Raw genomic sequence first — 26282 nt, forward strand, 5'->3', positions numbered from 1 at the left:
CGCAAGGAGGCGCACGATGAGAAACCGAGAGAAGCGACGGGGTCGCACTGCAGCCGCGGCCGCCCTGGTCGCCCTGCTGGCCGCCGTCGGCGGCTGTGCGAACGAACCGTCCGACGGCGTGACCACCCTGAGCTTCTTCCAGTTCAAGGGTGAGGCGCTCGAGGACTTCACGCAGATCATCGCGGACTTCGAGGCCGAGAACCCCGACATCAAGGTGGTCCAGAACCAGGTCGCCGACGCCGACACGGCCATCCGGACGCTGCTGGTGAAGGACAAGACGCCCGACGTCATCACCCTGAACGCGAGCGGGAACTTCGGCCGACTGGTGCAGGCCGGGGTCTTCTACGACTTCGCCGACGAGCCGGTGCTGGACACCATCAACCCGGCGGTGCAGGAGATCATCGCGGACCTGGGTACATACGGCGACGAGGTCAACGGCCTCGGCTACGTCAACAACGCCAACGGGGTCATCTACAACCAGGACATCTTCGAGGAGCAGGGCCTCGAGGTCCCCGAGACCTGGGACGACCTGATCGCGGTCTGCGACGCGCTCCAGGCGGCTGGCATCACCCCGTTCTACGGGACCCTCGCCGACTCGTGGACCGGACTGCCCTCCTTCAACGCGCTCGGTGCCTACCCCGCCGGCGACGACTTCTTCGACCAGATGCGCGAGCAGGGCGAGGAGACGGGTCCGGACTCGGAGGTGTCGTTCCAGAAGAACTTCGCCGAGGCGATGGACCAGCAGTACCAGCTGTTCGACTACATGCAGGACGGCTACCGCGGGGCCACGTACGACGACGGCAACGCCGCGTTCGCCAACGGCGAGGTCGCCATGCTCCTGCAGGGCATCTGGGCGCTGAGCCCGATCAAGGGCATCAACCCCGACATTCGCGCGGGGATCTTCCCGTACCCGGCCACCGAGGACCCCGCCGACCGCGTGCTGGTCTCCGGTGTCGACGTCGTCGTGACCATGGCGAAGGACACCCCCCGCCAGGAGGAGGCGCTGCGCTTCATCGACTACCTGTTCCAGAAGGACGTGATCGAGGAGTTCGCCGCCTCGCAGAACATGATCCCGTCCGTGGAGGGCGCCGAGCTCAGCGAGGAGCCCGCGATCCAGTCGGTCGCGCCGTACTTCGACGAGGGCCGCATCGCGGGCTTCATCGACCACCAGATCCCGCCCAGCATCCCGCTCGCGGCGATCGACCAGCAGTTCCTGTTCAGCGGCGACGCCGAGGCCGCGCTCGCCACCCTCGACAGCGAGTGGAGCAAGGTCGCCGCTCGCACCATCCCCGTGACGGGAGAATGACGATGACGTCCTCCACGCAAGCCCTGCCCGCGGCACGCGGGGCCGGCGACGCCGGCACCGGCACGCCGCGGCGCGCCATGAAGGACCGCGCACAGACCACGTTCTACTGGATGGTCTGGCCCGCGGTCATCGCGTTCTTCCTGTTCCACACCGTCCCGGTGCTCGTCGGCATCTTCTTCAGCCTGACGAACTACGCCGGGTACGGGGCCTGGAACTTCGTCGGCCTGTCCAACTACGTCAACCTGTTCAAGGACGACCGGGTCCTGCAGGCGTACGGGTTCTCGTTCCTGTTCGCCATCGCCGCGACCGTGCTGACCAACCTGATCTCGCTGTCCATCGCCATGGGCCTCAACGCCAAGATCATGGCCCGCAACTTCTGGCGGGGCGTGTACTTCGTGCCCTACGTGCTGGCGATCCTGGTCATCGGGTACGTCTTCCAGTTCTTCTTCTCGAGCTCGCTGCCCAAGATCCTGTCGGGCATCCCGCTGTTCGCGGACAACATCCTGACCAACGAGACGTGGGCCTGGACCGCGATCGTCGCCCTGGCCGTCTGGCAGTCCTGCGCCTTCGCGATCATCATCTACCTCTCCGGCCTGCAGACGATCCCCCGCGAGCTCTACGAGGCGGCGTCGCTGGACGGCGCGAAGGCGTGGCGCTCGTTCCGGTCGATCACGTTCCCGCTGATCAGCGCCTTCTTCACGATCAACGTCGTGCTGAGCCTGAAGGGCTTCCTGCAGGTCTTCGACCCGATCGTCGCGCTCACCAACGGCGGGCCCGGCACGGCGACGGAGTCCGTCACCCTGCTCATCTTCCGCGGCGGGTTCTCCGGCGGGGAGTTCGCCTACCAGACCGCGAACGCGGTGATCTTCTTCATCGTCATCACCATCGTCTCGCTCTTCCAGTTCCGAGTGCTTCAGCGCAGAGAGGCGGACTTCTGATGACCACCGCCGGAACCATGCTCGGCCAGGCCGAGCCGGTCCTTCCCGAACCGCGTCGGCGACGCACCAAGAACGTCGCCGACGACGACACCCGCAAGATCAACTGGTGGGTGACCGCACTGATCGCGGTCTGCTCACTGACGATCCTGGTCCCGCTCTACCTGGCCGTGGTCGTGGCGCTCAAGACCCCCGACCAGCTCGCGGCCGGTACCGGCTTCGAGTGGCCGAACCCGGTGAGCTGGGGGAACTTCGCCGAGGCGTGGGAGCGGACCAGCTTCCCGCAGGCGCTGATGAACACGGCGATCATCACCGTCGGGTCGGTCGTCTTCACGCTGCTGACCAGCTCGGTCGTCGCCTACGGCATCGCGCGGAACATCCACCGGCCGTTCTTCAAGGGCGTGTTCTTCTACCTGCTGGCCGCCCTGTTCATCCCGTTCCCGATCATCATGCTTCCACTGGTGAAGCAGACCTCGCTCCTGGGTCTCGACAACCAGGCCGGGATGATCGTGCTCTACACGATCTACGGGCTGTCGCTGAACATCTTCATCTACACCGCCTACATCCGCTCGATCCCGATCGAGCTCGAGGAGGCGGCGCGGGTGGACGGTGCGTCGACGTGGCGGGTGTTCCGGCAGATCATCTTCCCGCTGCTGACACCGATGAACGCGACGGTCGGCATCCTCACGTGCGTCTGGGCGTGGAACGACTTCATCATGCCGCTCGTGGTGCTCACCGACCCCGGGGCGCGGACGCTGTCGCTCGCGCAGTACGTGTTCCAGGGGCAGTTCAACACCGACTACACGGTGGCGTTCGCGTCCTACCTCATGGCCATGGCGCCGCTGCTGGTGGTCTACATCTTCAGCCAGCGCTGGGTCATCTCCGGGGTCACCCGGGGGTCGATCAAGTAGGCCGACGTGACGACGGGCCTGCTCCCCGAGAGGAGCGGGCCCGTCGCTGCGTGCACTCAGATCAGCACGGCGCCCTTCGACGCCGACTGCACCAGCTTCGCGTACTTGGCCAGCACCCCGCGCGTGTAGGTGGGGGGCAGCGGCGCCCAGCCGACCTTGCGGCCCTCGAGCTCCTCGTCGCTGACCAGCACGTCCAGCGTCGCGTTGGCCACGTCCAGCCGGATCCGGTCGCCGTCCTTGATGAACGCGATCGGTCCACCGTCCACCGCCTCCGGGGCCACGTGGCCGACGCACAGGCCGGTCGTCCCGCCGGAGAAGCGGCCGTCGGTGAGCAGCAGGACGTCCTTGCCCAGGCCGGCGCCCTTGATCGCGCCGGTGATCGCGAGCATCTCGCGCATGCCCGGACCGCCCTTGGGGCCCTCGTAGCGGATGACGACCACGTCGCCGGCCACGATCGTCCCGTTCTCCAGGGCGTCCATCGCGGCTCGCTCGCGCTCGAACACCCGCGCGGTGCCCTCGAACACGTCGGAGTCGAAGCCGGCCGACTTCACCACGGCACCGTCGGGCGCCAGCGAGCCGTGCAGGATCGTGATGCCGCCGGTCTTGTGGATCGGGTTGTTCATGGCCCGCAGGATCTTGCCGTCGGGGTCCGGCGGGTTCACGTCCGCCAGGTTCTCCGCGATGGTCTTGCCGGTGACCGTGAGGCAGTCGCCGTGCAGCAGGCCCGCGTCGAGCAGCGCCTTCATCACGACGGGGACGCCACCGATGCGGTCGATGTCGTTCATGACGTAGCGGCCGAACGGCTTGAGGTCGCCCAGGTGCGGCACCTTGGCGGCGACGCGGGAGAAGTCGGCGAGCGTGAGGTCGACCTCGGCCTCGTGCGCGATGGCCAGCAGGTGCAGGACCGCGTTGGTGGAGCCGCCGAAGGCCATGACGACGGCGATGGCGTTCTCGAACGCCTCCTTGGTCATGATCTGACGCGCCGTGATGCCCTTGCGCAGCAGCTCGACGACCGCCTCGCCGGACTTGTGCGCGAACGCGTCGCGGCGGCGGTCGGCGGACGGCGGGGCCGCGGAGCCGGGGATCGACATGCCGATCGCCTCGGCCACCGACGCCATGGTGTTGGCGGTGTACATGCCGCCGCACGCGCCCTCGCCGGGACAGATCGCGCGCTCGATGCGGTCCACGTCCTCGCGGCTCATCAACCCGCGGGCGCAGGCACCGACGGCCTCGAACGCGTCGATGATCGTGACGTCCTTCTCGGTGCCGTCCTCGAGCTTGACCCAGCCCGGCGCGATCGACCCGGCGTACAGGAACACGCTGGACAGGTCGAGGCGGGCGGCGGCCATGAGCATCCCCGGCAGGGACTTGTCGCAGCCCGCCAGGAGCACGGAGCCGTCGAGGCGCTCGGCCTGCATGACGGTCTCCACGGAGTCGGCGATGATGTCGCGGCTCACCAGCGAGAAGTGCATGCCCTCGTGGCCCATCGAGATGCCGTCGGACACCGAGATGGTGCCGAACTCGAGCGGGTAGCCGCCCGCGGCGTGCACCCCCGCCTTGGCCGCCTGCGCCAGCCGCTGGAGCGACAGGTTGCAGGGGGTGATCTCGTTCCAGGAGCTCGCGACGCCGATCTGGGGCTTCGCGAAGTCGTCGTCACCGAGGCCCACGGCGCGGAGCATGCCGCGCGACGCGGTGGCCTCCAGACCGTCGGTGACGGTGCGCGAGCGGGGCTTGATGTCGACTGAGGGAGCGGTAGAGCTGGGGGCGTTGTCCGACGTCACGGTCATGCTCGCGAGTGTATGACCGCGCTCAGCCCATGCCGCGGGAGGGTCACCCTGCGGACGACCGCTCACTGCTCGTCGACGAAGACCTCCTCGATCGTCAGCTCGAACAGCCGGGCGATGCGGAAGGCCACGGGAAGGCTCGGATGGAACTTGCCGGTCTCGATCGCGTTGATCGTCTGCCGGGAGACGCCCAGGCGCAGCGCCACGTCGGCCTGGGTCCAGGCGCGGTCGGACCTGAGCTCCGCGATGCGGTTCTTCATCGGTACCTGATCTGCCCGACGGCGATGGCGACCAGGAAGACGACGCTCATGAGCACCGGGAGCGCCGCGACGTTGATCTCGGCCTGCACCAGTCCGGCGGCGTCCGCGGCGACGTAGCCGAACCCGGCGATCCACCCCGCTCCGAGCGTGACCGCCAGCGCGTCCTGCTGGATCTTGCGCTGCAGCTCGTCGATCGCGCGGAGGAAGCGCGTGTAGGCGACGATCCAGAGGACCCCGACGACCAGGTTCGCGACCACGGCCGCCCACGTCGCCGCCGGTCGCCCCTCTCCCCAGAGCTCGGGCCCGAAGCGGGCCAGGGCAAGGCTCCCCACCCAGGCGAGCGTCCAGGCTGCGAGTCCGCCGGTCGCCCTGATCTCGGCCCGATAGGTGCTGGTGTCCTGCGGTGCGTGCACGATCCGACCCCTCCCCGCCGTGTCAAGTACACTTGACACGGTACGGACGAGGAGCTCGGGATGTCAAGTTCACTTGTCATTCGCACCGTCGAGGCACGGCGAGGCCGTCGTCCGCGGAACCCCACGGACGACGGCCTCGCGTCTGCTCAGCCCGCGACCGACACCGTGGTCCAGCGCGGGGCGTCCACGCCGACCCGGTGGACCGGGCCGGTGAGCGTCAGGCGGCCCTCGGTCTCGCGCTCGGCGCACGACGGCCCGACCCACAGGTCGACGTCGCCCGGCTCGACCACGCGCGCGAGGTCCCGGCCGGAGAACGCCAGCCGGGTGGTCGGCACGGAGAACGTCACCACCGTCGACTCCCCCGGCTCGAGGCGGACCCGCCGGTACCCGACGAGCTGCGCCACCGGGCGGGTCACCGAGCCGACGAGGTCGCGCGCGTACAGCTGCACCACGTCGTCGCCGGCACGCTCGCCCGTGTTGGTGACGCGGACGCTCGCGCCGATGTGCCCGTCGGTGGGCACCTGCGCGCCCACCGCGAGCTCGCTGTGCACGAACGTCGTGTAGGAGAGCCCGTGCCCGAACGGGAGCGCCGGGGTGCTGGCCAGGTTGGTCACGTCCCCGTTCCCGCCCAGCGGCGGGTGCAGGTAGCTGAACGGCTGCGCGCCGGCCGAGCGCGGCATGCTCACGGGCAGGTGCCCCGACGGGTTGACCCGCCCGGAGAGCACGCCCGCGATCGCCGTACCGCCCTCCTCGCCCGGGAAGAACGCCTGCACCACCGCGGCGCACCGCTCGAGCGCCCAGTCGATCGCGTACGGACGGCCCGTGAGCAGGACCAGCACGACGGGCGTGCCCGTGGCCAGCACGGCCTCGACCAGCTCGCGCTGGACGCCCGGGAGCTCCAGGTCGTCGCGGTCGCAGCCCTCCCCCACGGTGCCGCGGCCGAACAGCCCGGCGTGGTCGCCGACGACGAGCACGGCCACCTCGGCCGACGCCGCCGCCTGGACGGCCGCGCCGAAGCCCGAGCGGTCGTCGTCGTCGACCGCGCAGCCGAGCGCGAAGACGATCTCGGCACCCGGGAGCTCGGCGGCCAGCGCCTGGCGGACCGTCGGGCTCTCGAAGCCGACCTCCACCTCGGGGTGGTGCGCGAGCACGTGGTTGAGGAAGGAGTAGCAGCCGAACAGCGCCTCGGCGCGGTCCGCGTTCGGGCCGATGACCGCCACGCGGGCGGGGCCGGCCAGCGGCAGGGTGCCGTCGTTGGAGAGCAGGACGACGGACTCCTCGGCCAGCCGCGCCGCGATCCGACGGTGCTCGGGGCTGTCGAGGTCCACGCTCGTCGGCGGCTCGTCGTCGAACGTGGCGTCGAGCAGGCCCAGCTCGTCCTTCTGCCGCAGCGCGCGCAGGACCGCCCGGTCGACCAGGGCCTCGTCGACCCGCCCGGCACGGACCGCCTCCGCGAGCGGGGTCAGGTACGCGTCGCCGGTGGGCAGCTCGATGTCGACGCCGGCCGCGAGCGCCAGACCGGCAGCCTCGCCGAGGTCACCCGCCACCGCGTGGAGGAGGTGCAGGAACGCGACCCCGAAGTAGTCCGCGACGACCGTGCCGTCGAAGCCCCAGCGGTCACGCAGCACGCCCGTGAGCAGCTGCGGGTCCGCCGCGACGGGGACGCCGTCGATCTCGGTGTAGGAGGACATCACCGAGCGGGCGCCGCCGTCGAGCACGGCCATCTCGAAGGGCACGAGCAGCACGTCGGCCACCTCGCGCGGTCCCGCGTGCACCGGGCCGAAGTTGCGGCCCGACTGCGAGCCGGAGTACCCGACGAAGTGCTTGAGCGTCGCGTGCACCCCGGTCGACTGCAGCCCGCGGACGTACGACGTCCCGATCGTGCCGACGACGTACGGGTCCTCCGCGATGCACTCGTCCACCCGTCCCCACCGCGGGTCACGGATGACGTCGAGCACGGGGGCCAGCCCCTGGTGGACGCCGAGCGTCCGCATCGAGTCCCCGATGGCCGCACCCATCTCGGCGACCAGGTCGGGGTCGAACGACGCCCCCCAGGCCAGCGGTGTCGGGAACGTCGCGGCGCGCCATGCCGACAGCCCGGTGAGGCACTCCTCGTGGACGAGGGCCGGGATCCCGAGCCGCGTCTCACGCACCAGGCGCCGCTGCAGGTTCCACAGCCACTGCGCCCGCTCGACCGCGTCGACGGGGCGCGTGCCGTAGGCGCGGGTGATGTGCCCGAGCCCGTGGCGGGTGGCCTCGTCGAGCCCTTGCTCGTGCGTGAACTCGCCCTGGAGCGGCGCGACGACCTCGCCGTCGCCCTTCTCCCAGAACCCGACGATCTGTGCCAGCTTCTCCTCGAGGGTCATCCGGGTGAGCAGCTCGCTCGCGCGGTCGCCGACCCGAGGTTCGGCCAGGATCTGGAGATCCGTCACGGATCTGTCTCCTTCGGTGGTGACGTACGGGGTGGTCACGGATCAGCCCTTGACCGCGCCCTGGAGGCCGTTGACGATCCGCTTCTGCATGGCGAGGAAGAACACCAGCGCGGGGATCATGGCCAGGGTGGTGAACGCGAAGACGCCGGCCGTGTCCGACGCGTGCTCGGAGGAGAAGTCCGCCACGCCGAGCGGCAGGGTCTTCATGTCGCTCTGCAGCAGGAGCAGCGGGAGCAGGTAGGCGTTCCACGAGCCGACGAACGCGAGCACGCCGACCGTGACCATCCCGGGACCCGACAGCGGCAGCAGGATCCGCCAGAAGAAGCCGATGCGGGACGCGCCGTCGAGCAGCGCCGCCTCCTCCAGCTCGTCGGGGAGCGCCTGCAGGAACGGCCGCAGGATCACCACGGTCACCGGCAGCGCGAACGCCGCCTGCGGGAGCGCGACGCCCCACCAGGTGTTCCCCATACCCAGATCGGTGATGAGGATGAACAGCGGGATGATCGCGACCGTGGCCGGGAACAGCAGGCCGAGCACGAACACCATGAACAGCTGCTCACGGCCCTTGAACTTGTACCGGGCCAGCGGGTAAGCGGCCATGATCCCGAACACCACCACGAGGGCCGTGGTGAGCAGCGCGATCGCCGTGGAGTTGAGCGCGTACTTCCAGAAGTTCGGGTTGGTCAGCACCCCGGTGTAGTTGGTCAGCACCCACGGGTCCGGCAGGCCGGCGGGCGTCTCTGCCAGCTGCGCGTTGGTCCGGAAGCCGCCGAGCACGCCGTACAGCACCGGGCCGACGGTCAGGGCGACGACGACGAGGGCGAGGGCGTAGACGAGCGGGTTGCCGCCGGTGTACTTGCCGCTCTTGCGTCGCGACCCCTCGGTGGTCGGCGACGTCGCGGTCAGGGTCGCGGCGCTCATGCCTTCGCCTTCTTCTGGAGTGCGGGGTCCTGGATGTCCCGGCGCAGGATGAAGCGCTGGTACAGCAGGGCCAGGACGAGGGCGACGACGAACAGGATCACGGAGGCCGCCGAGGCGATCCCGTAGTTCTGCCGCTTGGTGCCCTCGTTGATGAGGAACGTGGCCATGGTGGTGGTCGCGTTGGCGGGGCCGCCGCCGGTGAGGATCCAGACCATGTCGAAGAGCTGGAGCGAGCCGATCATCGACAGGAACGCCCAGGTGCGGATGGTCGGGCCGAGCAGCGGGATGGTGATCTTCCGCTGCGTCTGCCACCAGCTGGCGCCGTCGATCTGCGAGGCCTCGTACAGCTCCTCGGGCACGCTCTGCAGGCCGGCGAGGAACAGGATCACCGCGAGACCCAGGTACTTCCAGGTCAGGACGACGATGACGGTCCACAGCGCGTACTCGGGGGTCCCGAGGAAGCCCTGCTCGGGTCCCTGGATGCCGACCGCGTCGAACAGCGTGTCGATCACGCCGTACTTCGGCTGCAGCAGCTGGAACCACACGACACCGGCGATGACCTCGGCCAGCACGTACGGGACGAAGATGATCGTGCGCAGGATGCCCTGGCCCCACATCTTGCGGTTGAGCAGCAGGGCGATGGCCAGGCCGAGCGGGAGCTGGATGGCGATCGAGGCCACCACGATGATCAGGTTGTGCTGGAGCGCGCCGATGAAGACGTCGTTCTGCAGCACGCTGACGTAGTTCTTCAGGCCGACGAAGTCCACCAGCGGGCCGTAGCCCTTCCACCGGTAGGCCGAGAGCTGGATGGCGCGGACGATCGGCACCACCACGAAGAACAGGAACAGCAGGAGGGCGGGTGCCACGAAGAAGGCGATCTCCAGGCGCTTGCGGAGAGCCGATCCCGTCCCACGGCGTCCGCCCGGGGCCGGGGCCGCCGGCCGCGCCGAAGCGCGACCGGCGACCGAGACCTCTGGGGTGGACGTCGCAGGCGAGGCGGTGACGCCCACGCGGGCGGTCGCTTCGTCTGCCACGTCGGTCACTTCTCCGCGTCAGCCGCCGCCTGCGTGGCGTCGACGATGTCCTGCGGGGTGGCCTGGCCCGCGAAGGCCAGGGCGATCTCGTCGTTCATGGCGCCACCGACGGAGGCACCGAACGCCGTGTCGAAGTAGAGCTGCACGTACGGCGCCGCGTCACGGATCTTGAGGAGCTCGGCCAGGGCCGGGTCCGACACGTACTGCGAGGCCGTCGAGTTGGTCGGCAGACCCATGTCGAGCTCCGCGAAGCCCTTCTGGACCTCGTCCGACAGCAGGTAGACCGCGAAGTCCACCGCGGCGTCGGGCGCCTCCTGCGACACGGCCCACGCGTCGCCGCCACCGAGTGCGGCCTCCGGGTCACCCTCGCCGCCGTCGACGGCCGGGAACGGGAACCAGCCGGTGTTCTCGCCGAGGCCGTTGCCGTCCTCCGTGAGTCCCTGCATGACGCCGGGCTCCCAGTGGCCCTGCATCTCCATGGCGACCTTGCCGGTGGCCAGGAGACCCGAGGCGCTGGTGGCGCCCGTCTGGGCCGGGGTGGACAGGAAGCCCGCGTTGAACGGCTCGGTGCCGATGAGCGCCTCGAGGTCCTCGCCCGCCTTGACGAAGCACGGGTCGGAGAAGTCGAGGGTCTGCACGGCGTCGGTCAGGACGTCCTGCGAGCACTCGCGCAGCGCGAAGTAGTACCAGTAGTGCGCGGCCGGCCACTTGTCGCCGGCACCCACGGAGACGGGCTCGATGCCCGCGGCCTTGAGCTTGTCGACGTCCGCGTTGAAGTCGTCCCAGGTGGCGGGCGGCTCGGTGATGCCGGCCTGCTCGAAGAGCGCCTTGTTGTACCAGAAGCCGACGACGCCGACCGAGAACGGCAGACCGTACGTCTTGTCGTCCACCTGCCAGCCGGCGATGGATCCGCCGATCTTCTCGATCGTCTCGGCGGCCGCCTCGGAGATGTCCTTGGTCAGGCCGGCCTCGACGTGGTCGGCCAGCTCGCCGCCACCGCGCTCCATGTAGACGTCAGGAGCGTCTCCGCTCTGGAACGCGGCGTCGAGCTTGGTGAGCATGTCCTCGTGCTGCATGGCGCTGACCTCGACGGTCACGCCAGGGTTCGCGGCCTCGAAGTCCGCCGCGACCTTGTCGTAGTAGTCCTTGCCGTCGCCGGTGTTCGAGTTGTGCCACCAGGTGATGGTCGTCGCGTCGCCGGAGGCGTCGCCGGTCGTGTCGTCTCCCGCGCCGCCGGAACAGGCGGACGCCAGCAGGGCGACACCAGCACCCAGGGCAAGGGTGCGAAGGACTGCTGTCCTCATCATCGTTGAATCTCCTCGTCGTCACTGACAGGGCTGGACGGCGCCAAGGTTGGCACCGGAGTCTGTGGATGTCAATCGTTGTCGATAACGTTATCGAAACGAATCATCTCGACTCGATAACGTTATCGAAACCATGCTCTATGCTCCCCACGTGGACTCGACACCTCGCGTGAAGATGGAAGACGTCGCCCGCACGGCCGGCGTCTCGGTCGCCACGGTGTCCAAGGTCGTCAACGGCAGGTACGGCGTCGCGCAGAGCACCCTGACCCGCGTGCAGGAGGTCATCGACGAGCTCGGGTACGAGGCGAGCCTCGGGGCGCGGTCGCTGCGCAGCCACAAGACCAACGTCCTCGGCATCCTCGTCGCGGAGTTCGAGCCGTTCAGCACCGAGCTGCTCAAGGGTGCGTCGTCGGCGGTCGGAGCCACGGGCTACGAGCTCCTCGCGTACTCCGGCGGCGGCGGCGGCTCCGTGGGCTGGGAGCGCCGGTACCTCTCCCGCTTGTCGGGCACGCTGATCGACGGCGCCATCATCGTCACCCCGACGGTCGTCGAGGCCAACACCGGCGTCCCCGTCGTGGCCGTCGACCCGCACACCGGCCCCACCGGGCTGCCGACTGTCGACTCCGACAACTACGCCGGCGCCGTGCTGGCCACCGAGCACCTCGTCGGGCTCGGCCACCGGCGTATCGGCTTTCTCGGCGGGCGCACAGACCTCGAGTCCGCGCGGCTGCGCGAGGCCGGGTTCCGCCACGCGATGGAGGTGGCCGGCCTGCCGGTCGACGAGTCGCTGGTCGGTGTCGGCGGGTACCGGCGCGAGACCGCCGACGCCCCCGCGCGAGTGCTCCTGGACCGCGACGACCGGCCCACCGCCGTGTTCGCCGCCAACGACCTCTCGGCGATCCAGGTGATGGCGGTCGCCGTCGAGCTCGGCATGTCGGTGCCCGCCGACCTCTCCGTCATCGGGTTCGACAATGTCCCGGAGTCGGCGCTGGCCTCTCCCCCGCTCACGACGATCAACCAGCCGCTGCAGGAGATGGGTGCCGAGGCGCTGCGCCTGCTGGTGGACCTGATCGACGGCAAGGACCGGTCCACGCACCTGCGGCTGCCGACCGAGCTCGTGGTCCGCGCGTCCTGCGCGCCGCCGCGCCACTGAGCACACCCGCACGATCCTGCGGGACCGACTTCACGATTCGATAACGTTATCAATAACGTTGTCGAGAACTCTGGCGCTCGTGTCCGGTTGATGCGTAATCTCCCGCCCGGAGTGGAGACGATCGCGCAAAGGAGCGCTGATGAGACGTGCACGAGTCCTCACCGCGGTGGCAGCAGCTGTGGCACTGGGTCTGACGACGACCCCGCCCGCGCTGGCCGCCGAGACCGGGCCGACAGTGGTCCTGCAGAACGACTTCGAGTCACCCGACCCGGCCCCCTGGGGTCCGCGGGGGCCGGTCACGCTGGCGGTGACCGCGGACGACGCGCACGCCGGCACCGGGAGCCTGCTGGTCAGCGGGCGGACCGGCGACTGGAACGGGCCCGCGACGGGCGTGGCCGCCCTGTTCGACGCCGGCACCACCTACACGGTGTCCGCCTGGGTGAAGCTGGCCCCGGGCACCGTCGGGACGGCTCCGGTGCACTTCACCGTGGAGCAGGCACCCGCCGACAACCAGTACGCCTGGGTGGGCTCCGCCGTCGACGTGACCGCGGACGCCTGGGTGCAGGTGGGCGGCACGTACACCAGGGACGCCGCCGTGACCGCCGCGACGCTCTACCTCGAGGCCGGCGTGATCGGCACGGCGCACCCCAGCTTCCTCGTCGACGACGTCCTCATCACCGCGGCCGGTGGTACCGACCCCGTGCCCGGCGTCGTGCCCGGAGGTGCCGTGAACCCGACCGCCACACCCGTGACCGCCGCCCGCGGCACCGGCGACGTCGCCGCGCTGACGTTCGACGACGGCCCCAACGGCGCCACCACCGAGGCCTTGCTCGACTACCTCGGTGAGCAGGGCATCCACGCGACGTTCTGCGTGATCGGCCAGAACATCACCGCCCCCGGCGGCGCCGCGGTGCTGCAGCGCATCGTGCGCGAGGGCCACACGCTGTGCAACCACACCACCAGCTACGCCGACCTGGGCAGCTGGACGCCGGAGCAGGTGCAGGCCGACCTCGTCGAGAACCTGCGGATCATCCGGGACGCGCTGGGCGACCCGAACGCCAAGGTGCCCTACTTCCGGGCACCCAACGGCAGCTGGGGCCAGTCCCCGTCGGTCGCGGTGGCGCTCGGCATGCAGCCGCTCGCGGTGATCAACACGATCAGCGACTGGGAGACGCAGGACGTCCCGACGCTGACCACCAACCTGCGCGCGGCCATGAAGCCCGGGCAGGTGGTGCTTGCGCACGACGGCGGCGGTGACCGCACCGGCACGCTCGCCGCGGTCCGCACCGTCGTCTCCGAGCGGCTGGCCGCCGGGTGGCAGTTCACGCTGCCCGCGGGCGGATCCGACGACCCCGGCGTCCCCACCACATCCCTGTCGACCGGGTTCGAGGACGGTCTCGGCGTCTGGACCGCGCGCGGCAACGGCACCGCACCAGTCGTCGCGACCACCACGGCGGAGGCGCACGGAGGCGTGCAGGCGGCCTCCGTCTCCGGCCGCACCGACACCTGGCACGGCCTCGGCGCACCGGTCACCGGCATCTTCCAGGCCGGCCGGACCTACCAGATCTCGGCGTGGGTCAAGCTCGCCGCGGGCGAGACGGCCCCCGCCGACGTGCGCGTGAGCGTCCAGCGCGACAACGCCGGCTCGTCGTCCTACGACACCGTCGGCACGGCGACCGGGGTGACCGCGGACGCGTGGGTGCAGGTCCAGGCGTCGTACACGATGGCCGCGGCCGAGAGCGCACTGCTCTACGTCGAGACCGCGTCGGGCACGCCCTCGTTCCTGGTGGACGACATCGTGGTGACCGGATCCACCGCTCCCCCGGTCCAGCAGGACATCCCGTCCCTGCAGGACGTGCTGCCGTGGCCCGTCGGCGTCGCCATCGACGCTCGCGAGACGGTCGGCACGGGCGCCGAGCTGGTCACCAAGCACTACGACCAGATCACCCACGAGAACGCGATGAAGCCTGAGGCGATCCAGCCGACGGAGGGCACCTTCACGTTCGAGGCCGCCGACGAGATCATCGACTTCGCGATCGCGAACGGTCAGCGCGTGCACGCCCACACGCTCGTGTGGCACAGCCAGACGCCGGACTGGTTCTTCCAGCACGCCGACGGCACCCCGCTGACCGACAGCGCCGCCGACCAGGCCCTCCTGCTCGGGCGGATGCGGACGCACATCGAGACCGTCGCCGAGCACTACCGCACGAAGTACGGGGAGTTCGGCACGCCCGGCAACCCGATCGTCAGCGTCGACGTGGTCAACGAGGTCATCGCCGAGAGCGAGGCCGACGGCCTGCGCCGCAGTGCGTGGTTCGCCACGCTCGGGGCGAGCTACATCACCGACGCGTTCGAGATCGCCTCCGAGGCGTTCAACGGCGGCGACCCCGACGGACCCGTCCAGCTGTTCATCAACGACTACAACACGGAGCTGCCCGCCAAGCGCCAGGCGATGTTCGACCTGGTCGAGGGTCTGCTGGCCGACGGCGTGCCGGTCGACGGCGTCGGGCACCAGTTCCACATCAGCCTGTCGCAGTCGGTCGACCAGATGCGCACCACGCTCCAGACGTTCGCCCCCCTGGGTCTGCTGCAGGACGTGAGCGAGCTGGACGTGCAGATCGACGGCACGGTCACCCAGGAGAAGCTCGTCGAGCAGGGCTACTACTACGCCAGCGTCTTCTCGATGCTGCGGGAGTTCCCGGACCTGTTCGCGGTCACCATCTGGGGTCCGTACGACAGCCGGAGCTGGCGGGACGGCGCGCCGCTGCCGTTCGACGACGACCTGCAGGCCAAGCCGGCCTACTGGGGCATCGTCGACCCGGCACAGCTGCCGACCCTCACCCGGCAGGCGAACGCCCCGCAGGCCGAGGCCCCGGACGCCCTGCAGTGGAGCCTGCTGCCGCTGCAGACCATCTCGGCCGGGACCGGGTTCCAGCTGCGCTGGTCCGGCGACCGGCTCACCGCGTACGTGCACGTGGTCGACGCGACCGACGACGGCGCGGCGGACACCGTGACGTTCTTCGGCGCGGGTGACCCCGTCGTCGTCACGCGGGACGCCGGGACGCCTGCCGCGGACGGGTGGACCGCGGTGGCGCAGCTGCCCTTGGCCGCGCCCGGTGCCGTCGGGACGACCGTGCCGTTCGACGTCCGCGTGGCCGACGGCAGCGGCGGGCTCATGTCGTGGAACGACCTGGCCCACCACCAGGAGACCGGCGGCCCGCTCGGCGTCGTCACCCTGGTGGAGCCGGTCGGCTACGTGGCGGTCCCCCAGGCCTCTGCGGCCCCGGCCATCGACGGTGCGGTCGACGACGCGTGGGCCGACGCCCCCGTGCTGCGGACCGACGTGCAGGTGGAGGGCACGCCCGGTGCCACCGCGGAGGTGCGCGTGCTCTGGCACGACGACCGCATCGACGTGCTGGCGCAGGTCACGGACCCGTCACTCGACGCGACGAGCTCCAACGCCTGGGAGCAGGACTCGGTCGAGATCTTCCTCGACCCCGTCAACGCCAAGTCCGGTCCCTACAACCCGGCCGACGGGCAGTACCGGATCAGCTACCTCAACGCGGTGTCCATCAGCGGGGACCTCGCGGTGATCGGCGACCGGCTGACCAGCGCGACCGCGGTGGTCGACGGCGGGTACGTCGTCGAGGCGTCGCTCTCGCTGGGGCGCACCGTCACGCCCGGTGACCTCGCCGGCCTGGACTTCCAGGTCAACGACGGCACCGCCGGGGTGCGCGCGTCGGTCCGGACCTGGTCCGACCCGACCGGGCGGTCCTACCAGAACACCTCGCGGTGGGGCGTCGCCCAGCTGGTCGGTCCTGTGACTCCGGAGCCGGCTGCCCCGGTGGTGACCCAGCAGCCGACGTCCGTGGCCGGTGCCCTCGGATCCGAGGTCACGCTCACCGCGGCGGCGTCGGGCTACCCCGAGCCGACCGTCCAGTGGCAGGTGCGCGGCCGCTTCCCGTGGCAGTGGAAGAACGTGGCCGGTGCGACGTCCCCGTCCCTGACGCTCACGGTGTCCGAGCGCATCGACGGCGCCCGGTACCGCGCGGTGTTCACCAACACGGAGGGGTCGGCCACCACCGCGGTCGCCACCGTGCGGATCGCCCGCACGGCCCCGGTCGTCACGGTGCAGCCCACCTCGGTCACCGCGAAGGCGGGCTCCAAGGTGACGCTCAGGGCGGCGGCCACCGGGTACCCCGAGCCGACCGTGCGCTGGCAGCAGCGCTCCGTCAGCGGGCACTGGACCTGGGTCCGGGGTGCGCACAGCACCTCGCTCACGGTGAAGGTGGCGACTCGGGCGACCGAGTACCGGGCCGTGTTCGCCAACAGCGAGGGCACGGCCACCACGACCACCGCGACCGTCTCGCCCAGCCCTCACAGGAGGTGACGGGCCGCTGACGCCTCTCCACCCCTGACCGCCGAGGGCCCCGGATCAACCTCCACTCCGATCCGGGGCCTTCGGCTCCCCCGCGCTCAGCTCCTGCCGCGCGCCTGCCACGTGCACACGCACACCTCGTTGCCCTCGGCGTCGGCCAGCACCCAGAACGCGGGCGCCCGCTCGTCGCTGACCAGGTGCCCGCCCGCAGCCACCGCCGCGGCCACGCGTGCCTCCGCCTGGTCGTGCGCGACGATCACGTCGAAGTGGATCCTGTTGCGCTGCGGCCGGGGCGAGTCCATCTGCTGGAACCAGATCGACGGCCCGATCCCCGCCGGGTCCACCAGATCCTCCGCGGCGGTCAGGTCGTACCCCATCACGGCCGCCCAGAACGGCCGCACGGCCGGGATGTCGAGCGCGTCGACGGCGATCTCGAGCATCTCGCTGCGCGGGACGTCTCCGGTCACCCCGAGCTCGTCGGCCAGCGCGCTCACGGTCGCGGCGAGGTCGACGTCGCGCTGGGTCAGCCCGCCGGCGTCGTGGCTGGTGGTGGTCACGGTGACCTGCCCCCAGCGCAGCACCACGTCGGGGTGGTGGTTCGCCGCATCGGCGGCCGTGGCGATCCGCGCGACGAACGCCGCGGCGGTACTGAAGTCGGGGGTCGCGAACGTCGCACGCAGCGACTGCAGGAGCACGCGCCAGTGCCGGGAGTCGACCGCGGCCGTGACGTCGGAGTGGCGCAGGAGGGTGGTGTCAGCCATCCGTCCACCCTGCCACCGGACGCCCACACGCGCCGCGGTCAGTGCTGCAGCGCCGCCTCCTCGGCCGAGTCCGCCCCGGCCCGGATGTGCCGGGTGACCCACGGGGCGAGCGCGAACATCGCGCCGGCGAACACGAGCGCGATGAGCCCGATGGTGCCGAAGTACGCCGCCGGGCTGGCGTCCGGCGTGGACTGGATGACCTGCGCGGCGATCGCGTTGCCCGCCGACGGAGCGAGGAACCACAGCGCCATCGCCTGCCCGCGGAACGCCTTCGGGGCCAGCAGGGTGGTCGCGGCCAGGCCCACCGGGGACAGGCACAGCTCACCGATCGTCTGGATGACGTAGACCACCACGAGCACCCACGCGGCGGTCTTGCCACCGTCCGCCAACCACGAGGCACCCGCCAGGAACACGAAGCTCAGCGCCGCGAACGTCAGCCCGAGCGCGAACTTCACCGCGGTCGGCGGGCGGTCGTCGAGCTTGATCCACAGCCACGCGAACACCGGCGCCAGCAGGATGATCGCGGCCGGGTTGATGGACTGGAACAGCTCCGGCGACACCGCCCTGCCGAAGATCGACAGCTCGGTGTTGTCCTGCGCGTACGACGCCAACGTGCTCGCCGCCTGCTCGAAGATCATCCAGAAGATCATGGCCGCGACGAACAGCGGGATGTAGGCGCGCAGGCGGGTCCGCTCGTGGTCGTTCACCTTGGGCGACCGGAACATGACGATGAACGTCGCGACCGGTGCTGCGAACGCGAGGTAGGAGATCGCGTCGATGAACGTCGGCAGGCCGAACCCGCCCTGGACCAGCCACGCGATCACGACCGCGAGCGCGATCCCCACCAGCACCGCGGCGAACAGACGGACCACGCCCGGACGGTCCTGCGGCGTCAGCGGGTTCGGCGGGACGTCGCCTGCGCCGCCCAGGTACTTGCGTCCGAGCACGAAGAACACGAGCGCGATCGCCATGCCGATCGCCGCGACGGCGAAGCCCCAGTGGTACCCGCCGACGGCCCGGGCCGCACCGACCAGGAACGGCGCCGCGAGCGAGCCGATGTTGATGCCCATGTAGAAGATCGAGAAGCCCGAGTCGCGACGCGGGTCCTCCCGGTCGTACAGCTCGCCCACCATGCTCGAGACGTTGGGCTTCAGCAGGCCGGTTCCCAGCGCGACCAGGACGATGCCGAGATAGGAGAAGCCGGCCGACGGGACCGTGAGCGCCACGTGGCCGGCGGCGATGACGATGCCGCCGTAGAGCACCGATCGCCGCGCCCCGATCACGCGGTCGGCCAGCCAGCCACCCAGCACCGACAGCAGGTAGACCGACGACCCGTAGATGGCGACGAGCGCCTCGCCCGACGTCTGCTCGATCCCGAGGCCGCCGTTGGCGACGGTGTCGGTCAGGTAGAACAGCAGGATGGCGCGCATCCCGTAGTAGCTGAACCGCTCCCACAGCTCGGTGCCGAAGAGGGTGAACAGGCCCATCGGCTGACCGAAGAAGGCCCGGTCACCGGGCAGCGTGTCCGCCTTGCGAGCCGGCGCCGAGCCCCCCGCGTTCGCGTCGCTCATGGGCCCATCGTGGCCTCGCACCCGGTGAGCCACCACCCCCGGGTGCTCGGGCGGCGGCGCGGCGGTCCCCCGGCTACCGTCACCGGGTGCCCTCGATCCACTGGTTCCGCCGCGACCTGCGGCTCGCGGACAACCCCGCGCTGCTCGCCGCCGTCGAGGAGGCGCGCGCCGCCGACGACGAGGTCGTCCCGCTCTTCGTCGTCGATCCGGCCCTGTGGCGCTCCGCGGGCGCACCGCGGCTGGCCTACCTCGCCCGCAGCCTCCGGGCTCTGGACGAGGCGCTCGACGGACGGCTGGTCGTCCGGCACGGCACCGCCTCGGTCGTGCTCCCCGCGATCGCCCGGGAGGTCGGTGCGCCGAGCGTGAACGTCACGGCAGCGACCGAGCCGTACGGCCGGCGTCGCGACGAGGCCGTGGAGCGGGCGCTGGACGTGCCGCTCGTCCGCACCGGGTCCCCGTACGCGGTCGCGCCCGGTCGACTGACCACGCAGGCGGGCACCCCGTTCCAGGTGTTCACCCCGTTCCGCGGCGCGTGGCTGGACCACGGCTGGTCCGCCCCGGCGCGACGACCGCAGCGGGTCCCGTGGGCCGACGTCCCGTCCGACGGCGTCCCCGCGGACCCGGCGACGGACGTGCGCCTGCGTCCGGCCGGGGAGCGTGCCGCCCTCGCGCGCTGGTCGGAGTACCTGCGGGACGGCCTGGAGGAGTACGGCACCCTGCGCAACCGGCCGGACCTCGACGGCACGTCGATGCTCTCCATCCCGCTCAAGTACGGGGAGCTGCACCCGCGGACGCTCCTCGCCGACCTGGCGCAGGCGCCGTTCGACACGGCCACGTTCCGGTCCGAGCTGGCCTGGCGCGAGTTCCACGCGGATGTCCTGTGGCACCACCCCGGTGCGACGCAGCGGTCGCTGCGGACCGTGGTGCCGGAGGACTCGTGGGACGACGGGGACGCCTCGTTCGCCGCGTGGGCGGAGGGCCGGACCGGGTACCCGTTCGTCGACGCCGGTATGCGCCAGCTCCGCGCGCTCGGCTGGATGCACAACCGGGTCCGCATGGTCGTGGCGTCGTTCCTGGTCAAGGACCTGCACGTGCGCTGGCAGCGGGGTGCCCAGCACTTCATGGACTGGCTCGTGGACGGCGACGTGCCGCAGAACCAGCTCAACTGGCAGTGGGTCGCCGGCACCGGCCGGGACGCCGCGCCCTACTTCCGGGTGTTCAACCCGGTGACGCAGGGCGAGCGGTTCGACCCCGACGGCGCCTACGTCCGCGAGTGGGTGCCGGAGCTGCGCGGGATCCCCGGGCGCGCCGTGCACCAGCCGTGGAAGCTGGGGCTCGAGGCGCCCGAGGACTACCCGGACCCGATCGTGGACCACGCGGCGGAGCGCAAGGTCGCCCTCGACGACTTCCACCGCGGTCGCGACGGCTAGACGCTGGCGAGCTCCGGGGTGGCCTCCTCGACCGCCGCACGGGTCGCGGCACCGGCGTCGCGGAAGTGGCCGAGCGTCCCCAGAAGCAGGCCCAGGAGCGCCCACGAGGCGAGCGCCACCCACAGCTGCGTGGTGTCGGCCGCCGGGAAGTACGACTCGTCGCGCAGCAACGCGGCGGCGGCACCCGGGGGCATCCACTGGCCGATCGCACCCCACGGGGCCGGCAGCATCTGCCACGGCTGGGCGGCGGACGCGATCGGGTTGGCGACGAGCAGGAAGAGCACCGGACCGATCGCGACCCCGGCGCGGCCGACCACCGACACGCACCCGACGATCACCCCGGCGATCGCCAGGATCGCGAGCCCGACGATGCCTGCGTTCACCGCGTACGAGCCGGCCAGCGCACCGAACCAGCCCTGCAGGACGCCCGCGACCGCGAGCCCGCCGAGCACCGAGTACCCGACGACCGCGGTCACCCGGCGCCACACGCCGACGACCGTGAGCGAGATCGCGATCCCGCCGATCATCCCGCCGATCACCAGCGGGAACGTGACCGCGCCGAGGATGGCGCCGCGGGGGTCCCCCTCCAGCAGAGGTACCAGGTCGGTCACGGGGACCGGCGCACCCACCTGCGCCTGCAGGGCGGGGGCCAGGGCGGCGAGCTGCTGCGCGACGAGCGGGCTCCCGCCCGACGCGGTGAGGATCTCCGGCTGCGCGCCGAGCACGACTGCGCCGTACACGTCGCGCGTCTGGACGAGGTCGACCGCGGCGCTGCGGTCCTGCGCGGCGACGACGTCGAACACGCCGGGCGCACGCTCCTCGAGCGCCCGGGTGAACGGCCCGACCGCGGCGGACGGCCCGGCGACGGCGACCGGCAGGTCGTGCGGCTCGGAGGTGACCGCCGGCCACAGGAAGGCGAGCACCAGCACGGTGAGGGCGGCGGCGAGGCCGACCCCCAGTCCGAGGAGGCGACGCCACGGGGTGTGGGGCTGCGCGTGCATGACACGATCCTCTCGTCTAAACCGAACGTTCGTTCTTCTAGACGATCGTCGTCCCCGCGTGTCGCAGTTGTCAAGAACGATCATTCGTTTTTATGCTGCGGCGTGCCCAAGGTCACCGAGGAGTACCGCGTCGCCCGCCGCGACGAGATCGCCGAGGCAGCGCTTCGGGCGTTCCGGCGCAAGGGGTTCCAGGCCACGTCGATGGCGGAGATCATCGCGGAGTCCGGGCTGTCGGCCGGCGCGATCTACGGGCACTACGCGAGCAAGGACGCGATCATCGTCGACGTGGCCTCCCGCGTCGTCGGCAACCGCATCCTCGACGTCGAGCGGCTGGCGGAACGCGACCCCTTGCCGGCGCCGCCCACCATCCCCCGCGTGCTCGTCCGCGGCATGCTCGACGCGATCGGCAACCCCGCGATCATGCTGCAGCTCTGGGGCGAAGGGGTCACCGACCCGGCGGTGCGCACGCTCGCCTTCGACGTCATCGTGCGGCTGCGGGACGCCCTGGCCCGGTACACGTCCCTGTGGCACCAGCGCACCCACGGCACCCCGCCCGACGACGCCGACGCCCTCGCCGCCGAGCAGGTGCCGCTGCTGATCGCCGCGGTGCAGGGCTTCGTGGTGCAGTCGGCGATGGTGCCGGACTTCGACGCGGAGGCGTACCTGACCAGCGTCGAGAAGTACCTGCCGCGGTAGGCGCCTACGAGGGGATCTGGCTCGCGCGGAACTCGTCCTCGAGCAGCGCCATGACGATCCCGTCGCACCAGCCCTCGCCGTCGCGGTACGCGTCGCGCTTGCGCCCCTCGATGCGGAACCCGAGGTTCTCGTACAGGGACTTGGCGCGCGCGTTGATGCTCAGCACGTCCAGCTCCACCCGGTGCAGCCCGAGGCCGTCGAACGCGAGCCCGAGCATGAGCTGGATCGCCTCCGTGCCGTACCCGCGGCCGCGGTAGCCCGGACGCATGGCCAGCCGGAGGTTGGCGGAGAGCACGACGTCGTCGATGTCGTTGAGCACGATCTCGCCGAGGTACTCGTCGGACCCGTTCACGGTGACCGCGAGGTCGATCCGGCCCTCGGCGGAACCCACCGACGCACACCACACATCGATCTCCGGACGGGTGAACACGGCCGTGGTGCCGGTCAGCCGCCGCCCGTCCGGGTCGCTCACCGACTCCCACACGGCGTCCGCGTCGTCCGCCCGGATCGGTCGGAGCACGATCATCTCGCCCTGGAGCGTGGGCTTCTCCATCGCTGCCTCCTGTCGCCGCGGCGAACGCTACGGCCCGGGTATGGCGGGGACGTTACCGGCGGATCACCGGCACCGGACCGCGCCCCGCCGTCCGGCGGGGGAACCGATCCGCTCCAGCAGCAGCTCGCGCACGCGGCCGGCGTCGGCCTGCCCGCGGGTCGCCTTCATGACCGCGCCGATGATGGCACCGACCGGGCCGAGGTTGCCGGACCGGATCTTCTCCGCGATGTCCGGCTGGGCGGCCAGCGCGGCGTCGATGGCCTCGAGCAGGGGGCCGTCGTCGGACACGACCTCGAGGCCGCGCGCGACGAGCACCGTCTCCGGGTCACCCTCGCCGGCGAGCACGCCCTCGAGCACCTGACGGGCCAGCTTGTCGTTGATCCGGCCGTCGTCGACCAGCTTCTGCAGCTGCCCGACCTGCGTCGGGGTCACCGGCAGCTCGGCCAGCTCGATCTCCTGCTGCTTGGCCGTGCGGGCCAGCTCGCCCATCCACCACTTGCGCGCGGCGGCCGGGCTGGCACCCGCGGCGATCGTGGTCTCGATGAGCTCCACGGCGCCGGCGTTGACGACGTCACGCATCTCGGCGTCGGCGTACCCCCACTCCCCCTGCAGCCGTCGGCGGCGGGCCGCAGGCAGCTCGGGCAGGCCGGCGCGGATCTCCTCGACCCACGCGCGGTCGGGGGCGATCGGGACCAGGTCCGGCTCCGGGAAGTACCGGTAGTCCTCCGCGTCCGACTTCACGCGGCCGGACGCGGTGGTGCCGGTGTCCTCGTGCCAGTGGCGCGTCTCCTGGATGATCGCGATGCCGTCGTCGAGCACGCCCGCCTGCCGGCTGACCTCGTACCGCACGGCCCGCTCCACCGACCGGAACGAGTTGACGTTCTTGGTCTCGGTGCGGGTGCCCAGGGGCGAGTCCGGCGTCGGGCGGATCGAGACGTTGACGTCCGCGCGCACGTTGCCGCGCTCCATCCGTGCCTCGGAGACCTCCAGCGCACGGAACAGGTCCCGCAGGGTCTGCACGTACGCGCGGGCCACCTCGGGCGCCCGGGCGCCGGCACCGGTGATCGGCTTGGTGACGATCTCCACCAGCGGGATGCCCGCGCGGTTGTAGTCGACCAGCGAGTACTCGGCGCCGTGGATGCGCCCGTCGGAGCCGCCGATGTGCGTGTTCTTGCCGGCGTCCTCCTCCATGTGCGCGCGCTCGATCTCGACGCGGAAGATGCTCCCGTCGTCGAGCTCCACGTCGACCCAGCCCTCGTAGGCGATGGGCTCGTCGTACTGCGACGTCTGGAAGTTCTTGGGCACGTCCGGGTAGAAGTAGTTCTTCCGGGCGAACCGGCACGTCTCCGCGATCGAGCAGTTCAGCGCGAGGCCGATGCGGATCGCGTACTCGACGGCCTTGCCGTTGACCACCGGCAGCGACCCGGGCAGACCGAGCGAGACGGGAGTGACCGAGGTGTTCGGCTCCTCGCCGAACCCGGCGGGGGCACCGTCGAACATCTTGGTCACGGTGCCCAGCTCGACGTGCACCTCGATGCCGATGACCGTGTCGTAGCGGGCCACCGCGTCGTCGTAGTCGACCAGCGTGCTCATCGGGCCACCTCCAGCTCGGGAGCCTTGAGCAGCAGCGGCCCGCCCCACTCGTTCTCCAGCAGGGCCTCGAGCGCCGCGCCCACCCGGTACAGCCGGTCGTCGGCCTTGGCCGGGGCCAGCACCTGGAACCCGACCGGCAGGCCGTCGTCGGACAGCCCGCTGGGCAGCGACAGGCCCGGCACGCCCGCCAGGTTGGCCGGGATCGTCGCGACGTCGTTGAGGTACATCGCCAGCGGGTCGTCCAGCTTCTCGCCCAGCTTGAACGCGGTGGTCGGCGCCGTCGGGGAGACCAGCACGTCGGCCGCCTCGAACGCGGCGGTGAAGTCGCGCTGGATGAGCGTGCGGACCTTCTGCGCCGACCCGTAGTAGGCGTCGTAGTAGCCCGCCGACAGGGCGTAGGTGCCCAGGATGATCCGGCGCTTGACCTCGTCGCCGAAACCCTGGCCGCGGGTGGCGGACATGACGCGCTCGGCGGTGGGGTTGTCCTCGGGCACGACGCGCAGGCCGAACCGCATGCCGTCGAACTTGGCGAGGTTGCTGGACGCCTCCGCCGGCAGGATCAGGTAGTAGGCCGCGAGCGCGTAGGTGAAGTGCGGGCAGGAGACCTCGACGATCTGCGCACCCGCGCCGCGCAGCAGCTCGAGCGACTCCTCGAACCGTGCGAGCACGCCGGGCTGGTAGCCCTCGCCCTGCAGCTCGCGGATGACACCGACGCGCACGCCGGTCAGGTCGGCCTTCGCGCCCTGCTGGGCGGCAGCGACGAGCGCGGGCAGCGGCTCGTCGATCGACGTGGAGTCGCGGGGGTCGTGGCCGCCGATGAGCTCGTGCAGCAGCGCCGAGTCGAGCACGGTGCGCGTGACGGGACCGGCCTGGTCCAGCGACGACGCCAGCGCGATGAGCCCGTAGCGGGACACCCCGCCGTACGTGGGCTTGACGCCGACCGTGCCGGTGACGGCCGCGGGCTGGCGGATCGAGCCGCCGGTGTCCGTGCCGATCGCGAGCGGCGCCTCGTACGCGGCGACCGCCGCGGCGGACCCGCCACCGGAGCCGCCGGGGATCCGGTCGAGGTCCCACGGGTTGTGGGTGTTGCCGTACGCGGAGTGCTCCGTGGACGACCCCATGGCGAACTCGTCCATATTGGTCTTGCCCAGGATCGGCAGCCCGGCGGCCTTGATCCGCTCGACGAGCGTGGCGTCGTACGGCGGGATCCAGCCCTCGAGGATCCGCGAGCCGGCGGTCGTCTCCAGGCCCTTGGTGACGACGACGTCCTTGACCGCGATCGGCACGCCGGCGAGCGCGTGCAGCGACTCCCCGGCGGCGCGGCGCGCGTCGACGTCGGCGGCCGTGGCGAGTGCGGCATCCCCACTGACCTGCAGGAACGCATGGATCACGCCGTCCACGTCGGCGATCCGGTCGAGGTGCGCCTGCGTCGCCTCGACGCTGGACACCTCCTTCGCCGTGAGCTTCTCGGCCAGGGCCGCCGCGGAGATGCGTGTCAGGTCGCTCACGCGTCCTCCCCCAGGATCTGCGGGACCGCGAACTTGCCGTCGATGTGCTCGGGCGCGGCCGCGAGCACCAGGTCGCGGTCGACCGGCTCCACGAGGACGTCGGGGCGGAACACGTTGGTCAGCGGCAGGGGGTGGCTGGTGGCCGGCACGTCGGGCGTGGCGATCTCGCTCACGCGGGCGACCGACTCGACGATGACGTCGAGCTCGCCCGCGAGGCGGTCGAGCTCTGCCGGTGTGAGGTCGATCCGAGCCAGGCCCGCCACGCGCGCGACCTCGTCGCGAGAGAGGGTGGACATGGCTCGGAGTCTAGACGTTGGGGACCGGCTCCCTACGCTGGG

General features: G+C 71.1%; 21 protein-coding genes. 7 read left to right on the forward strand and 14 right to left on the reverse strand.

From position 1 onward, the window contains the following. Positions 1-16 precede the first annotated feature (16 nt). Genes ASD18_RS20245 through ASD18_RS20255 form a run of 3 tightly spaced genes read left to right on the forward strand, consistent with a single transcriptional unit; the run spans position 17 to position 3152 of the window. Positions 17-1306, forward strand: a complete 1290-nt coding sequence (locus ASD18_RS20245) for an ABC transporter substrate-binding protein (RefSeq protein WP_056096883.1) — start codon at positions 17-19, stop codon at positions 1304-1306. Between the two features lie 2 nt (positions 1307-1308). Further along, positions 1309-2244: a carbohydrate ABC transporter permease gene (locus ASD18_RS20250; RefSeq protein ID WP_200938656.1), complete on the forward strand. Its 936-nt coding sequence runs from the start codon at positions 1309-1311 to the stop codon at positions 2242-2244. Then, a complete protein-coding gene (locus ASD18_RS20255; protein ID WP_056096887.1) occupies positions 2244-3152 on the forward strand; it encodes a carbohydrate ABC transporter permease in 909 nt (302 codons plus the stop codon). Before ASD18_RS20250 ends, ASD18_RS20255 begins: the two co-directional genes overlap by 1 nt. A gap of 56 nt (positions 3153-3208) precedes the next feature. Here ASD18_RS20255 and ilvD read toward each other — a convergent pair whose 3' ends face one another. From ilvD to ASD18_RS20290, 7 genes are all read right to left on the reverse strand, one after another. Continuing rightward, positions 3209-4939, reverse strand: coding sequence for a dihydroxy-acid dehydratase (ilvD, locus tag ASD18_RS20260; protein ID WP_056096889.1), 1731 nt, complete (start codon positions 4937-4939; stop codon positions 3209-3211). A gap of 62 nt (positions 4940-5001) precedes the next feature. Then, positions 5002-5196, reverse strand: a complete 195-nt coding sequence (locus ASD18_RS20265; protein ID WP_056096893.1) for a helix-turn-helix transcriptional regulator — start codon at positions 5194-5196, stop codon at positions 5002-5004. Continuing rightward, on the reverse strand, positions 5193-5609 hold the full coding sequence (locus ASD18_RS20270) for a hypothetical protein (protein WP_056096898.1): 417 nt from the start codon (positions 5607-5609) through the stop codon (positions 5193-5195). Before ASD18_RS20270 ends, ASD18_RS20265 begins: the two co-directional genes overlap by 4 nt. Before the next feature lie 146 nt (positions 5610-5755). Next, entirely contained in the window at positions 5756-7975 is a 2220-nt protein-coding gene (locus ASD18_RS20275; RefSeq protein ID WP_082574352.1) for a glycoside hydrolase family 3 N-terminal domain-containing protein, read from the reverse strand. Positions 7976-8083: 108 nt separating this feature from the next. Next, a complete protein-coding gene (locus ASD18_RS20280; protein ID WP_056096906.1) occupies positions 8084-8962 on the reverse strand; it encodes a carbohydrate ABC transporter permease in 879 nt (292 codons plus the stop codon). Then, a complete protein-coding gene (locus tag ASD18_RS20285; RefSeq protein WP_235522492.1) occupies positions 8959-9996 on the reverse strand; it encodes a carbohydrate ABC transporter permease in 1038 nt (345 codons plus the stop codon). The genes ASD18_RS20280 and ASD18_RS20285 overlap by 4 nt, the downstream gene beginning before the upstream one ends. 5 nt (positions 9997-10001) lie before the next feature. Then, the gene (locus ASD18_RS20290; protein WP_056096911.1) at positions 10002-11303 is read right to left on the reverse strand and encodes an ABC transporter substrate-binding protein; all 1302 of its coding nucleotides are present in this window, start codon (positions 11301-11303) and stop codon (positions 10002-10004) included. Between the two features lie 130 nt (positions 11304-11433). Between ASD18_RS20290 and ASD18_RS20295 the strand changes: the two genes are divergently transcribed. Both ASD18_RS20295 and ASD18_RS20300 read left to right on the forward strand, forming a co-directional pair. Beyond that, positions 11434-12453, forward strand: a complete 1020-nt coding sequence (locus ASD18_RS20295) for a LacI family DNA-binding transcriptional regulator (RefSeq protein WP_056096914.1) — start codon at positions 11434-11436, stop codon at positions 12451-12453. 139 nt (positions 12454-12592) lie between these two features. Then, the gene (locus ASD18_RS20300; protein WP_082574340.1) at positions 12593-16843 is read left to right on the forward strand and encodes an endo-1,4-beta-xylanase; all 4251 of its coding nucleotides are present in this window, start codon (positions 12593-12595) and stop codon (positions 16841-16843) included. Between the two features lie 86 nt (positions 16844-16929). Here ASD18_RS20300 and ASD18_RS20305 read toward each other — a convergent pair whose 3' ends face one another. Both ASD18_RS20305 and ASD18_RS20310 read right to left on the reverse strand, forming a co-directional pair. Further along, the gene (locus tag ASD18_RS20305; RefSeq protein ID WP_056096920.1) at positions 16930-17592 is read right to left on the reverse strand and encodes a 4a-hydroxytetrahydrobiopterin dehydratase; all 663 of its coding nucleotides are present in this window, start codon (positions 17590-17592) and stop codon (positions 16930-16932) included. A 38-nt stretch (positions 17593-17630) separates the two neighbouring features. Further along, positions 17631-19163 (reverse strand): peptide MFS transporter, encoded by a 1533-nt coding sequence (locus ASD18_RS20310; protein WP_056096923.1) that lies wholly within the window; start codon positions 19161-19163, stop codon positions 17631-17633. Between the two features lie 86 nt (positions 19164-19249). Here ASD18_RS20310 and ASD18_RS20315 point away from each other — a divergent pair, with 86 nt between their 5' ends. Beyond that, the gene (locus tag ASD18_RS20315) at positions 19250-20593 is read left to right on the forward strand and encodes a deoxyribodipyrimidine photo-lyase (protein WP_056096927.1); all 1344 of its coding nucleotides are present in this window, start codon (positions 19250-19252) and stop codon (positions 20591-20593) included. On the opposite strand, the gene ASD18_RS20320 is transcribed toward ASD18_RS20315, so the two are convergent. Further along, entirely contained in the window at positions 20590-21594 is a 1005-nt protein-coding gene (locus ASD18_RS20320) for a hypothetical protein (protein WP_056096930.1), read from the reverse strand. The genes ASD18_RS20315 and ASD18_RS20320 overlap by 4 nt on opposite strands. A gap of 102 nt (positions 21595-21696) precedes the next feature. On the opposite strand from ASD18_RS20320, the gene ASD18_RS20325 reads away from it, so the two are divergent. After that, complete coding sequence (locus tag ASD18_RS20325) at positions 21697-22290, forward strand: TetR/AcrR family transcriptional regulator (RefSeq protein WP_056096933.1); 594 nt, start codon at positions 21697-21699, stop codon at positions 22288-22290. A 4-nt stretch (positions 22291-22294) separates the two neighbouring features. On the opposite strand, the gene ASD18_RS20330 is transcribed toward ASD18_RS20325, so the two are convergent. The 4 genes from ASD18_RS20330 to gatC all read right to left on the reverse strand — a co-directional run bounded on the left by ASD18_RS20330 (position 22295) and on the right by gatC (position 26240). After that, positions 22295-22843, reverse strand: coding sequence for a GNAT family N-acetyltransferase (locus ASD18_RS20330; protein ID WP_056096936.1), 549 nt, complete (start codon positions 22841-22843; stop codon positions 22295-22297). A 63-nt stretch (positions 22844-22906) separates the two neighbouring features. Further along, positions 22907-24436, reverse strand: a complete 1530-nt coding sequence (gene gatB / locus ASD18_RS20335) for an Asp-tRNA(Asn)/Glu-tRNA(Gln) amidotransferase subunit GatB (protein WP_056096939.1) — start codon at positions 24434-24436, stop codon at positions 22907-22909. Beyond that, a complete protein-coding gene (gatA, locus tag ASD18_RS20340; RefSeq protein WP_056096941.1) occupies positions 24433-25944 on the reverse strand; it encodes an Asp-tRNA(Asn)/Glu-tRNA(Gln) amidotransferase subunit GatA in 1512 nt (503 codons plus the stop codon). Before gatA ends, gatB begins: the two co-directional genes overlap by 4 nt. Continuing rightward, the gene (gene gatC / locus ASD18_RS20345; protein ID WP_056096944.1) at positions 25941-26240 is read right to left on the reverse strand and encodes an Asp-tRNA(Asn)/Glu-tRNA(Gln) amidotransferase subunit GatC; all 300 of its coding nucleotides are present in this window, start codon (positions 26238-26240) and stop codon (positions 25941-25943) included. Before gatC ends, gatA begins: the two co-directional genes overlap by 4 nt. Between the last annotated feature and the right edge of the window lie 42 nt (positions 26241-26282).

Source organism: Cellulomonas sp. Root137 (genome assembly GCF_001426725.1).
Taxonomy (GTDB): Bacteria; Actinomycetota; Actinomycetes; order Actinomycetales; family Cellulomonadaceae; genus Cellulomonas.